The organism is Streptomyces gardneri, from assembly GCF_006539185.1.
Lineage (GTDB): Bacteria > Actinomycetota > Actinomycetes > Streptomycetales > Streptomycetaceae > Streptomyces > Streptomyces gardneri.
On record NZ_BJMN01000007.1, the window covers coordinates 78,755 to 91,279 of the forward strand.

Consider the following 12,525-nt stretch of genomic DNA (forward strand, 5'->3'; position numbering starts at 1 on the left):
TGCCGGACGTGACGTCAACGATCCATCTCCGTATGCCACTTGGGCAGCGTTCCCAGCACATGGTGATCTGTGGGGACGACGGTCTCGCCCATCGCCTCGCCGTCGAACTCGACGCCGTGTGCGGCGAGGCGGTCACCGTCGTCCTCCCTTCACGGCGCGACCAGCACGGCGCCGACATCGCCGCCCTGCACCGTGACCCGCACTCTCCGGTCGAACTGATCGTGGCCCCGGGCCCCGACGAGCGGACGCTCCGGGCCGCGGGCGTCGAGCGCGCCGCCGCCCTTGCCCTCACCTATGCCGACGACCAGGTGAACATGACGGCCGCGCTCCTCGCCCGCAGTCTCAACCCGTCCATACGCCTGGTCATCCGCATGTATCACCGCGAGCGAGGGCGTCACCTGGAGCGGCTCCTGGACCGGGCCGCAGGTGTTCAGGGTGAGTCGGACGCCTCGACGACCGTCCTCTCCGACAGCGACACGGCCGTCCCCGAGCTGGTGGCCGCCGCCGTCGGCGAGGGCCACACCCTTCAGGTCGAGGGAAAGGTCTTCCGCGGCGTGGTGCGCGCGGCCGGAACATCGCCGCACACCGCCGACCTCGCCACGCTCGCCATCCTTTCCGGGGCGCACGAGAACGACCCGGCGAGCGAGGACAGCGCCGAGACCGCCGGCCTCGGAGGCACCCAGCTGCTGCCCGACACCAGGACCGCGGACCGCCGTCAGTTCACGCACGGCCGTCTCATGCTCGAAGAGGTCACTCACCACCACGCGCCGAGAGTCCCGGACGACCGGAGCGCCAGCCGTGCCTGGCTGCGCGCACGGCTCTCGCACCTGCCCTGGAAGGTGTTCCTCGCACGCGAGGTCCTGGCCGTCTTCGGCGTACTCGCCGCGATCGTCGTCGCTCTCTCCGTGGCCACCTGGCTGGTCGAGGACGGCCCCCTGTGGAGAGCCGTCTATCTGCCGCTCCTGGACATCTTCACCATGGGCGACCCGGCGACAGGGGAGGGCGAGTCGCCGGCACGGCGGATACTCCAGCTCATCGCCGGCTTCGTGGGGCTCGCCATCCTGCCGCTGGTGGTCGCCGCGACCATGAACGCCACCGAAGCCTTCCGCTCCGGCTCGGCGAACCAGCCACCCGCTCCGGAGATGGCCGACCACATCGTCCTCGTCGGCCTGGGGAAGATCGGCACCCGCGTCCTGGCCCGCCTGCGGTCCACCGACCACAGGGTCGTCGTCATCGAGCGCGACCCGGCGGCCCGCGGCGTCGCCTACGCCCGTGAGCTGGGCATTCCTCTCCTCCTTGAGGACGCGACCGCGCCCGGGGTCCTGGAGCAGGCCAGGATCCGGCACAGCAAGTCCCTTCTGGTCGTCACGCACGGTGATGGGGAGAACCTGGACCTCGCGATGGCCGCGCGGGAGATCAACCCGGCGATCCGGGTGGTCATGCGCCTGTACGACGACGATTTCGCCGCCACCGTGTCCGCCACCATGCGTGCCTCGTACCCCGACGCGCTCACCCGCAGCCGCAGCGTCTCCGCCCTCGCCGCTCCGGCGTTCGCCGCCGCCATGATGGGCCGCCACGTCCTCGGTGTGATGCCGGTCGAGCGGGGATCGCTGCTCTTCACGGCTGTCGACGTGGCCGGACACCCGGAGCTGGAGGGGCGCTCGGTCCACGAGGCGTTCCGGGAGAACGAATGGCGGGTCCTCGCCGTAGGGGCGGGGAGTGTTCCACCGGCGGCCGCAGGGGACACCCTGGCGGGGATTCGATACGACCGGGCCACCGGCTTCGACTGGCGTCCGGTGCACGGCCGTGTGCTGCGCGCGGGTGACCGCGTGGTGCTGGCGACCAGCCGACAGGGCTTGGACGTACTAATGTCCGGGGTCCAGCCGCACCCGGGGCGCAGACGCGAACGGGCGGGGGAGTGACCTGGTTCCGCGTCGCGAGCCAGGGAGCCGTAGGAGACGCGTCAAGACCGCGCTGCGGGACGTAAGAGCGGCGTTAACGAAGGCCGATCCGTGGCCGAAAGGCGATTTCCTCATCTCGTCCGAGAATCCGTTCTTCCTTCTTCCTGCATCCGGGAGCTCACGATGGCCGACGTGGCCTTCGTCGTCACCACGATCGCGATCTTCGCGCTGGTGGCCTTCATCGCCAAGGGGGTGGCCAAGCTGTGAGTGCCGAGAACATCATCGGTCTGATCGTGGCCGCCGCCCTGCTGGTCTATCTCGTCCTCGCCCTCGTCAAGCCGGAGAGGTTCTGAGTACGGATATGAGTCCTGTTCTTGCTGGAGTCCTCCAGCTTCTGGCGTTGATCGTCGCCCTGGGTCTGTCGTACCGGCCGCTGGGTGACTACATGGCGAAGGTGTACTCCTCGGAGAAGCACTACAAGCCCGAGAAGTGGATCTACAAGGCCATCGGGGCCAACGCGAACACGGAGATGCGCTGGCCCGCGTACCTGCGCGGTGTCTTGGCCTTCTCCGCGGTGAGCGTCCTCTTCCTGTATCTGCTGCAGCGGGTGCAGGGTTCGCTGCCCGGCTCGCTGGGCTTCGTGTCGATCGATCCGGACCAGGCGTTCAACACGGCGGCGTCGTTCGTGGCGAACACCAACTGGCAGTCGTACTACGGCGAGCAGGCCATGGGCCACGTCGTGCAGACCGGCGGCCTCGCGGTGCAGAACTTCGTGTCGGCGGCCGTGGGTATGGCCGTGGCCGTCGCGCTGGTGCGTGGCTTCGCCCGGTCCCGAACCGGTGAACTGGGCAACTTCTGGTCCGACCTGGTCCGGGGAACGGTCCGCATCCTGCTGCCGATCTCGGTGATCGGCGCGCTCGTGCTCGTCGCCTGCGGCGCGATCCAGAACTTCGCGGGCATCCACGAGGTCGGTCAGTTCATGGGTGGCGCGCAGCAGTGGAACGGCGGGGCGGTGGCCTCGCAGGAGGTCATCAAGGAGCTGGGCACGAACGGCGGCGGTTACTTCAACGCCAACTCGGCCCACCCCTTCGAGAATCCCAATCCGCTGTCGAACCTCTTCGAGATCTACCTGATCCTGGTCATCCCGTTTGCCCTGACCCGGACGTTCGGCCGGATGGTCGGCTCGATCAAGCAGGGGTACGCGATCCTCGGCACGATGGCCACCATCTGGGTCGTCTTCACCGGCCTGATGATGTGGACCGAGTTCGCCCACAACGGTCCGGCCTTCGACCTGGCCGGCGGTGCGATGGAGGGCAAGGAGACCCGCTTCGGGATCGGCGGTTCGTCGCTCTTCGCGGTGGCGACCACGCTCACCTCGACCGGTGCGGTCAACTCCTTCCACTCCTCGTACACGGGCTTCGGCGGCGGGATCACGATGCTGGGCATGCAGCTCGGCGAGATCGCGCCCGGCGGTGTCGGTTCCGGCCTCTACGGCATGCTGATCATGGCGGTCATCGCGGTGTTCATCGCCGGTCTGATGGTGGGCCGCACCCCCGAGTACCTGGGCAAGAAGATCGGCACTCGCGAGATCAAGTTCGCGGCCTGCTACATCCTGATCACCCCGGCTCTGGTGCTCTGCTTCACGGCGGTCGCGATGGCCCTGGACACCCCGTCGAACTCGATGACGAACTCCGGCGCGCACGGCTTCTCCGAGATCCTCTACGCCTACACCTCGGGTGCGAACAACAACGGTTCGGCGTTCGCGGGTCTGAACGCGGACACGCAGTGGTTCAACTCGACCATCGGCATCGCGATGCTGCTCGGCCGGTTCCTGCCGATGGTGTTCGTGCTCGCGCTGGCCGGCTCGCTCGCCGAGCAGACCCCCGTACCCGAGACCGCGGGCACGCTCCGGACGGAGAAGCCGCTGTTCACCGGCCTCCTGGTCGGCACGATCATGATCATCACCGGTCTCACCTACTTCCCGGCCCTCGCGCTGGGACCGCTCGCCGAAGGGCTCGCGGCATGACCCACGACGTAAAGAAGCACGAGGACGGCATGTCCACCGCGACTGCGACCAAGGCGCCCCACGGCGACCTGTCCGGGGGGCATCATGCCCCGGGCCGGGTCGGTGGAGGTCTCTTCGACCCCAAGCAGCTGATCAAGTCCTTCCCGGACGCGGTCAAGAAGCTCGACCCGCGGGTGATGATCAAGTCGCCCGTGATGTTCGTGGTGCTGATCGGCTCGGTGGTCACCACCGTGCTGGCCGTCAAGAACCCGGGGGACTGGTTCGGCTGGGCGATCACGGTCTGGCTGTGGCTGACGACGATCTTCGCCAACCTGGCGGAGGCGGTCGCCGAGGGCCGGGGCAAGGCGCAGGCCGACACCCTGCGCAAGGCCAAGACCGACACGGTCGCCCGCCGTCTCATCGGCAGGAACGAGGAGCGGGTCCCGGGCACCGAGCTGCGCATCGGTGACCTGGTGGTGTGCGAGGCCGGCGACATCATCCCCGGCGACGGTGACGTCGTCGAGGGCGTCGCCAGCGTCGACGAGTCCGCCATCACGGGCGAGTCGGCCCCGGTCATCCGCGAGTCCGGCGGTGACCGCTGCGCGGTCACCGGCGGTACGAAGGTGCTGTCGGACCGCGTCGTCGTCAAGATCACGACGAAGCCGGGCGAGACGTTCATCGACCGGATGATCAACCTGGTCGAGGGCGCGTCCCGGCAGAAGACGCCGAACGAGATCGCGCTGAACATCCTGCTCGCCTCGCTGACGATCGTCTTCCTGCTCGCAGTCGTGACTCTGAAGCCGTTCGCGATCTACGCGGGCGCCGACAAGCAGACCTCGATGATCGTCCTGACGGCCCTGCTCGTCTGTCTGATCCCGACGACGATCGGCGCGCTGCTCTCCGCGATCGGCATCGCGGGCATGGACCGGCTCGTGCAGCGCAACGTCCTCGCCATGTCGGGCCGCGCGGTCGAGGCCGCGGGCGACGTGTCGACGCTGCTGCTCGACAAGACCGGCACCATCACCCTCGGCAACCGCCAGGCTTCGGAGTTTGTCCCCGTCAAGGGCACCACCGAGGCCGAACTGGCCGACGCCGCCCAGCTCTCGTCCCTCGCGGACGAGACACCCGAGGGCCGCTCCATCGTGGTCCTCGCCAAGGAGAAGTACGGCCTGCGCGAGCGCCACCAGGGCGAGCTCGCCCACGCCACCTGGATCGAGTTCACCGCCCAGACCCGCATGTCGGGTGTCGACGTCGACGGCAGGCAGACCCGCAAGGGCGCGACCGGCTCGGTCGTCGCCTGGGTCCGCGAGCAGGGCGGCACGGTCGCCGACGACGCCGAGACCCTGACCGACCGGATCTCGCAGGCCGGCGGTACGCCGCTGCTCGTCGCGGTCAAGGACGACAAGGGCGCCCGCGTCCTGGGCGTCATCCACCTGAAGGACGTCGTCAAGGAGGGCATGCGGGAGCGGTTCGACGAGCTGCGCCGCATGGGCATCCGCACGGTCATGATCACGGGCGACAACCCGCTGACCGCGAAGGCCATCGCCGAGGAGGCGGGTGTCGACGACTTCCTTGCCGAGGCCACCCCCGAGGACAAGATGGCCCTCATCAAGCGCGAGCAGGCGGGCGGGAAGCTCGTCGCGATGACCGGCGACGGCACCAACGACGCACCCGCGCTGGCCCAGGCGGACGTCGGTGTCGCGATGAACACGGGCACGTCGGCCGCGAAGGAGGCCGGCAACATGGTCGACCTCGACTCCAACCCGACCAAGCTCATCGAGATCGTCGAGATCGGCAAGCAACTCCTCATCACCCGAGGCGCGTTGACGACCTTCTCGATCGCCAACGACGTGGCGAAGTACTTCGCGATCATCCCCGCGATGTTCGCCGTCGCCTACCCGAGCCTCGACAAGCTCAACATCATGGGCCTGGCCTCGCCCGAGTCCGCGATCCTCTCGGCCGTTATCTTCAACGCCCTGATCATCATCGCCCTCGTGCCGCTCGCCCTCAAGGGCGTCCGCTACCGGCCGTCCAGCGCCGACTCGATGCTCCGTCGCAACCTAGGGATCTACGGACTCGGCGGCCTGGTCGCCCCGTTCATCGGCATCAAGATCATCGACCTGCTCCTCTCTCTCATCCCCGGAATCGGCTGACCACGATGAACAACTCAGCAGCGAACACCGGCCGCGTGCTCTGGGCGGGCCTGCGCGCCCTCCTCGTCCTCACCGTGATCACGGGTGTCCTCTACCCGCTGGCCGTCACCGGGATCGCCCAAGTGGCCTTCCCTGGCAAGGCGAACGGCTCCGAGGTGAAGGTGGACGGCAAGGTCGTCGGCTCCGAGCTCATCGGCCAGACGTACAACCTGCCCCTCAAGGAGGGTGAGGAGACCGCGGCCCCGGACCTGAAGTGGTTCCAGCCGCGCCCCTCGAACGGCCTGGGCTCCAACAGCGTCAACACCCAGTACTCGATCATCCTCTCCGGCGCCACGAACCGTTCCGGTGACAACGAGGATCTGATCACCTGGGTCAAGGACGCGAAGGCGGCCGTGATCAAGGACAACTCGGTGAACGGCTACACGGTGAAGCCGTCGGACGTGCCCGCCGATGCGGTCACCTCCTCCGGCTCCGGCCTGGACCCGCACATCTCCCCGGAGTACGCGAAGCTCCAGGTCCACCGGATCGCCGAGAAGAACAACCTCGACGTCAAGCCGGTGGAGAAGCTCGTCGCCGACCACACCGACGACCGGATCCTCGGCTTCATCGGTGAGCCGCGCGTCAATGTCCTCCAGCTCAACATCGCGCTCAAGGAATTGACCAAGGGCTGATGGCCTTATCGAAGCGGCATGGGAGCCGGCGGACCCGGGAGTGCCCCGGGTCCGCCGGCTCCCGCAGCACGACGAACGACACGAACTACACGAACCGCACGTACAAGAGGAAGGCAGCACGCCGATGACGCGGGTGCTGGTGGTCGAGGACGACGCGCAGCTCGCACGAGCGCTGGTGATCAACTTGCAGGCGCGCCGATACGTGGTGGATGCGGCACCGGACGGTGCCACGGCGCTGTCCCTCGCCGCTTCCGAGCCACCGGACGTGTTGATCGTCGACCTGGGGCTGCCGGACATGGACGGCGTCGACGTCATCAGGGCGTTGCGGCGCTGGAGCCGTTCCCCCGTGCTCGTCCTTTCGGCGCGTAGCGGTTCCGAGGACAAGATCCGTGCCCTCGACGCGGGCGCGGACGACTACATGACCAAGCCCTTCAGCATGGACGAGCTCCTGGCCCGGCTGCGGGCCGCCACCCGGCGTACGGCCGAGGCGCCGGCGGAGTCACCGGCCACGGGTGGCGGCCGGGTCGTCACCGATGAGTTCACCGTCGACCTGGTGGCGAAGAAGGTGAAGCGTGTGGACCGGGACGTACGGCTCACCCCGACCGAATGGCATCTGCTGGAAATACTGATCTGCAACCCGGGGCGGCTCATCAGCCAGCGCCGGCTGCTCCAGGAGGTATGGGGCCCGAGCTACAGCACCAAGACGAACTACCTCCGGGTCTACATGGCCCAGCTGCGGCGCAAACTGGAAGTGGACCCGTCGCATCCTCGCTATTTGATCACCGAACCCGGTATGGGTTACCGGTTCGAACCGTAGGAGAGACGCAGTACATGGGACGCGGAAAGCTGCGCATCTACCTGGGAGCGGCGCCGGGCGTCGGCAAGACGTACTCCATGCTCTCCGAGGGGCACCGGCGCGTCGAACGCGGTACGGACTGCGTCGTCGCCTTCGTGGAGCACCACAACCGGCCACGGACCGAGGTCATGCTGCACGGCCTGGAGATGATTCCGCGCCGGACGATCGAGTACCGAGGCACCTCCTTCACGGAAATGGACGTGGACGCCATCCTGGCGCGGCGGCCCGCCGTCGCGCTCGTCGACGAGCTGCCGCACACGAACGTGCCGGGCTCGCGGAACGCCAAGCGCTGGCAGGACGTCGAGGAGCTGCTCGCGGCTGGTATCGACGTCGTGTCGACCGTCAACATCCAGCACCTGGAGTCCCTCGGGGATGTCGTCGAGGCGATCACGGGTATCCGGCAGAAGGAGACCGTCCCCGACGAGGTCGTCCGCCGCGCCGACCAGATCGAACTGGTCGACATGTCGCCCCAGGCGCTGCGCCGCCGCATGGCGCACGGCAACATCTACAAGTCGGACAAGGTCGACGCGGCCCTCTCCAACTACTTCCGCCCCGGCAACCTGACCGCCCTCCGCGAACTGGCCCTGCTGTGGACGGCCGATCGGGTCGACGAGTACCTCCAGGAGTACCGGACCGAGCACCGTGTCTCCAAGATCTGGGGCTCGCGGGAACGCATCGTCGTCGGCCTCACCGGCGGCCCGGAGGGACGGACCTTGATACGCCGCGCGGTGCGGCTGGCCGAGAAGGGCGCGGGTGGCGAGGTCCTCGCTGTCTACATCTCGCGCAGCGACGGTCTGACCTCGGCATCCCCGAAGGAGCTGGCGGTCCAGCGGACCCTCGTCGAGGACCTCGGCGGCACCTTCCACCACGTCGTCGGCGACGACGTCTCCGCGGGGCTGCTCGAATTCGCGCGCGGGGTGAACGCCACCCAGATCGTGCTCGGGGTGAGCCGCCGCCGCTCCTGGCAGTACCTCTTCGGCCCCGGTGTCAGCGGGACGGTCGCCCGCGAATCCGGGCCCGACCTCGACGTCCACATCGTCACCCACGACGAGGCGGCGAAGGGCCGTCGGCTGCCCGGTCCCGGGGGCGCCCGGCTCGGCCGGTCCCGGACCATCTGGGGCTGGCTCGTGGGCCTGGCCGGTCCGGCGCTGCTCACTCTGCTGCTCAGTACCGCCGCCCCCGACGTGGGCCTGGCCAACGACGTCCTCCTCTACCTCACGCTTACCGTCGCGGCAGCGCTCCTGGGCGGGCTCAAGCCGGCCCTTGCCTCCGCGGCCTTCGGATCGCTGCTCCTGAACTGGTTCTTCACCCCGCCGATACACCAGCTCACCATCGCCGACCCGCGCAACATCGTCGCCCTGGTGATCTTCGTGGGGGTGGCGATCTCGGTGGCCTCGGTCGTGGACCTGGCAGCCCGCCGGACGCACCAGGCCGCCCGCCTGCGGGCCGAGTCGGAGACCCTGTCCTTCCTCGCCGGGAGCGTGCTGCGGGGCGAGACGACGCTCGAAGCGCTCCTCGAACGGGTCCGGGAGACCTTCTCCATGGAGTCGGTCGCCCTCCTGGAACGCCCCGACGAGACGGAGCCGTGGTCCTGCGTCGCCGTCGTCGGCCACCGGCCGTGCGACCGCCCGGAGGACGCGGACGTGGACATGCCCGTCGGCGACCACCTCGCGCTCGCGCTCACCGGCCGAGTGCTGCCCGCCGAGGACCGGCGGGTCCTCGGCGCCTTCGCAGCCCAGGCAGCCGTCGTCCTCGACCGGCAGCGGCTCGTAGGAGAGGCGGAAGAGGCCCGGAAGCTCGCCGAGGGCAACAAGATCCGTACGTCACTCCTCGCCGCCGTCAGCCACGACCTGCGCACCCCGCTCGCCGGCATCAAGGCCTCCGTCACCTCCCTCCGCTCCGACGACGTCGAGTGGTCGGAGGACGACCGGGCCGAACTCCTCGAAGGCATCGAGGACGGCGCCGACCGCCTCGACCACCTCGTCGGCAACCTCCTCGACATGTCCCGCCTGGAGACAGGCACCGTCACCGCCGTCATCCGGGAGACCGACCTCGACGAGGTGGTGCCGATGGCACTGCTGGGAGTCCCCGAGGACAGTGTCGAGCTCGACATCCCCGAGACGCTGCCGATGGTGGCAGTCGACCGCGGCCTCCTGGAGCGGGCCGTCGCCAACATCGTCGAGAACGCCGTCAAGTACAGCCCCGACGGCGTGCCCGTCCTCGTCTCGGCGAGCGCCCTCGCCGACCGCGTGGAACTGCGCGTCGTCGACCGGGGCCCCGGCGTCCCCGACGAAGCCAAGGAGCGTGTCTTCGGCGCCTTCCAGCGCTACGGCGACGCCCCGCGCGGCGAGGGAGTCGGCCTCGGCCTGGCGGTGGCGCGGGGGTTCGTGGAGGCGATGGGCGGAACTCTGACCGCGGAGGACACCCCCGGCGGGGGCCTGACCATGACGGTCACCCTGCGGATGGCCGCCGGCGCCGTGCCGTCCGTACCGGACCTGGCGGCCGAGGCGACCACCTGACACGGGCGTGCCGGGGTCAGTCCCGGTGCTCGTCCGCCGATTCCTTCAACAGCTGCTCCAGCTGACTCCCGGCCTCGTCGTACCCGGCGTCGGAGATCCGTTGCAGCTCGCGCAGGTCGCCGGCCGCGGCCGCGCGTCGGGCGAGGAGGAGCCCGGCGCGCAGGGATCCCTCGTCCAGCAGTTCGCTCAGCTCGTCGAGGTCACCGGCTGCGTCGACAAGGTCGGCCAGCCGGTCCAACGCGGTCTCGTTGCCCTCGTCGGCCAGCTCGCGCAGGGTCTCCCGATCGATGTTCGTGTTCTCCATGACGCCATGGTGCGACCCTGCCCCAGGGGAAAGGTCAAGTGCGACGATGGCCGGGTGATCACCATCGGGCAACTGGCCGCCTATGTCGGAGTGTCGATCAAGACCATCCGCGTCTACCACGACAAGGGGCTGCTCCCCGAGCCCGACCGCGATGCGTCCGGCTACCGGCGATACGACGCCGACGACGCCATCGACCTGATCAAGATCCGGACGCTCGCCGAAGCCGGCGTCCCCCTGGCCCGTATCCGAGAGCTGAGAGCGGCGACCGACGGGGAGTTCCGGGAGGCACTGAGCGAGATCGACGAGGAGCTCACCGCACGCATCAGGGACCTGCGGGCGACACAGGCGCGCCTTCGCCGACTCGTCGCCGGGCAGCCGGCACCGGTACCTGCCGAGGTCGCTGCCCACCTGGAGCACCTGGCCCGCTGGGGATTCACCCCGTGGTGGGTCGATCTGCAACGCGACCTGTGGATCCTCGTCTTCGCCACCCACCCGGACCACGCGATCACTCTGTTCCACGACCAGGCCGAGTCCCTGGCCGAGCCGGCCCTACGGCAGCTCTTCCTCGACTACGACCGCGCGCACGACCTCGACGCCCGGGATCCCCGCATCGACGACCTCGCCCGCCGCATGGTCCAGGCGACCAAGGCTCGCTACGGCTCCGAGGAGCTGCCCCACCTGGATGAGGACTCCGGCATCCCTTCACTGATCCAAGGCACGGTCAACGCCTCGTCTCCTGCGTGGCGGCGAATCGACGCGCTGGTTCGGCAACAGCTCAACGCGTGAGGCGAAATTGCCGGATGCGCTGACACTGCCCAGAGGGTCGGACGTGAAGATCCTGCGCTTCGCGGATCGCAGAGTCCGGTCCGCGTTCACCGAACCCTGGCAGCCTCCACTACTCGGTGATACTGTATAGCAGTACTCGGTACTACGGAGTACCGCTAGGCCGAGGAGGACTCGCGATGGAAGACCTGACGGAGATGCTGAAGGGCACGCTCGAGGGGTGCGTGCTCGAGATCATCGGCAGCGAGGAAACCTACGGGTACGCCATCACCCGTCAGCTGAACGAGCTCGGCTTCGCCGACGTCGTCGAGGGGACGGTGTACACCATCCTGCTGCGGCTGGAGAGGAACAAGCTCGTCCAGGTGACGAAGCGGCCGTCCGGTGTCGGTCCGCCGCGTAAGTTCTACGCGCTCAACGACGCCGGACGCGAGGAGCTCGCGAAGTTCTGGGCGAAATGGCAGTACGTCTCATCACGCATCGACAGGCTCAAGGAGGGCGGGAGATGAACTTCTGGGAGACCATCACCGGCAGCGATCTCACCAGGGAATGGAAGGCGTTCGAAGCCCGGGCGGAGGCCCTGCCGGACGACTACCGGGCGGCGTGGGCGCAGATCAAAGCCCACCTCTTTCCCCATGGGGACTTCACCGGCCGCAACCTGATGCCGATCCTCGACGCCGCCCTGGGGCTGCTCGAAGAAACGGCGGCGGACGGGCAGGGCGTCCACGAGGTCCTCGGCGACGACATCCGAGGCTTCTGCACGGCGCTGGCCGGTGGAGAAGGCGCTCGCACCTATCGCGACCGGTGGCGCGAGCAGTTGAACAGGAACGTCGCAAGGAAACTGAGCCGGCTGGGAGGCTGACATGGGCATCCAGGACATCATCGAGGGCAAGAAGCAGTGGCGGGCGCACAAGGCTCGGGTCAAGGCACTCCCGCCGGACTACCAGATCGTCTACAAGGAGATGGAGAAGTACTTCTTCAAGGTCGGACCGGTCGACCTGCCGGACGGGCCCCTGCTCCCCGGGATCGTCGACTTCTTCGAGGGGGGCGTCGCCTCGGGCAGGGGGGTCCTGGAACTCATCGGCAACGATGTCGCCGCGTTCTGTGACGACCTGATCAAGGACTCTCCCACCTACGCGGACGTCTACCAGGAGTCCATCAGCGGGGAACCCGGCGCGGCCGGGAAGTAACACCCGGCTCCTCATGGCCCGTGCGCGTAGCCCGCACGCGCGGCTCGTTCGCCTCGGCGCAGCGCGAACAGGCGTGGGCCCACCGGCCGCCAGAAGCCGCCGCAGATCCTGTCCAGCGAGGTGGTCGAGCAGGCCGGCGAGCCCTG

At 68.6% G+C, this 12,525-nt stretch carries 13 protein-coding genes; 12 read left to right on the top strand and 1 reads right to left on the bottom strand.

Features of this window, described 5'->3' with window-relative positions:
• Positions 1 to 59 precede the first annotated feature (59 nt).
• From SGA01_RS05660 to SGA01_RS05690, 8 genes are all read left to right on the top strand, one after another.
• The gene (locus SGA01_RS05660) at positions 60 to 1,922 is read left to right on the top strand and encodes an NAD-binding protein (RefSeq protein WP_141293918.1); all 1,863 of its coding nucleotides are present in this window, start codon (positions 60 to 62) and stop codon (positions 1,920 to 1,922) included.
• Between the two features lie 90 nt (positions 1,923 to 2,012).
• Positions 2,013 to 2,168 carry a hypothetical protein gene (locus SGA01_RS40890; RefSeq protein WP_167534017.1) on the top strand — a complete coding sequence of 52 codons (156 nt, stop codon included), beginning with the start codon at positions 2,013 to 2,015 and terminating at the stop codon, positions 2,166 to 2,168.
• A complete protein-coding gene (gene kdpF, locus SGA01_RS05665; protein ID WP_037642492.1) occupies positions 2,165 to 2,254 on the top strand; it encodes a K(+)-transporting ATPase subunit F in 90 nt (29 codons plus the stop codon). The genes SGA01_RS40890 and kdpF overlap by 4 nt, the downstream gene beginning before the upstream one ends.
• Before the next feature lie 8 nt (positions 2,255 to 2,262).
• Positions 2,263 to 3,927: a potassium-transporting ATPase subunit KdpA gene (gene kdpA / locus SGA01_RS05670; RefSeq protein ID WP_141293920.1), complete on the top strand. Its 1,665-nt coding sequence runs from the start codon at positions 2,263 to 2,265 to the stop codon at positions 3,925 to 3,927.
• Positions 3,924 to 6,059 carry a potassium-transporting ATPase subunit KdpB gene (gene kdpB / locus SGA01_RS05675; protein ID WP_141293922.1) on the top strand — a complete coding sequence of 712 codons (2,136 nt, stop codon included), beginning with the start codon at positions 3,924 to 3,926 and terminating at the stop codon, positions 6,057 to 6,059. The genes kdpA and kdpB overlap by 4 nt, the downstream gene beginning before the upstream one ends.
• 5 nt (positions 6,060 to 6,064) lie before the next feature.
• Positions 6,065 to 6,730, top strand: coding sequence for a potassium-transporting ATPase subunit C (locus SGA01_RS05680; RefSeq protein ID WP_141293924.1), 666 nt, complete (start codon positions 6,065 to 6,067; stop codon positions 6,728 to 6,730).
• A 124-nt stretch (positions 6,731 to 6,854) separates the two neighbouring features.
• Complete coding sequence (locus SGA01_RS05685; protein ID WP_141293926.1) at positions 6,855 to 7,547, top strand: response regulator; 693 nt, start codon at positions 6,855 to 6,857, stop codon at positions 7,545 to 7,547.
• Positions 7,548 to 7,561: 14 nt separating this feature from the next.
• On the top strand, positions 7,562 to 10,105 hold the full coding sequence (locus tag SGA01_RS05690) for a DUF4118 domain-containing protein (RefSeq protein WP_141293928.1): 2,544 nt from the start codon (positions 7,562 to 7,564) through the stop codon (positions 10,103 to 10,105).
• 16 nt (positions 10,106 to 10,121) lie between these two features.
• On the opposite strand, the gene SGA01_RS05695 is transcribed toward SGA01_RS05690, so the two are convergent.
• Positions 10,122 to 10,409: a hypothetical protein gene (locus SGA01_RS05695; protein ID WP_141293930.1), complete on the bottom strand. Its 288-nt coding sequence runs from the start codon at positions 10,407 to 10,409 to the stop codon at positions 10,122 to 10,124.
• Between the two features lie 54 nt (positions 10,410 to 10,463).
• Here SGA01_RS05695 and SGA01_RS05700 point away from each other — a divergent pair, with 54 nt between their 5' ends.
• From SGA01_RS05700 to SGA01_RS05715, 4 genes are all read left to right on the top strand, one after another.
• A complete protein-coding gene (locus tag SGA01_RS05700) occupies positions 10,464 to 11,195 on the top strand; it encodes a MerR family transcriptional regulator (RefSeq protein WP_141293932.1) in 732 nt (243 codons plus the stop codon).
• Positions 11,196 to 11,371: 176 nt separating this feature from the next.
• Positions 11,372 to 11,698: a PadR family transcriptional regulator gene (locus SGA01_RS05705; protein WP_141293934.1), complete on the top strand. Its 327-nt coding sequence runs from the start codon at positions 11,372 to 11,374 to the stop codon at positions 11,696 to 11,698.
• Entirely contained in the window at positions 11,695 to 12,051 is a 357-nt protein-coding gene (locus tag SGA01_RS05710) for a DUF1048 domain-containing protein (protein WP_141293936.1), read from the top strand. The genes SGA01_RS05705 and SGA01_RS05710 overlap by 4 nt, the downstream gene beginning before the upstream one ends.
• A 1-nt stretch (position 12,052) precedes the next feature.
• Positions 12,053 to 12,379: a DUF1048 domain-containing protein gene (locus SGA01_RS05715; RefSeq protein WP_141293938.1), complete on the top strand. Its 327-nt coding sequence runs from the start codon at positions 12,053 to 12,055 to the stop codon at positions 12,377 to 12,379.
• Positions 12,380 to 12,525: the final 146 nt, after the last annotated feature.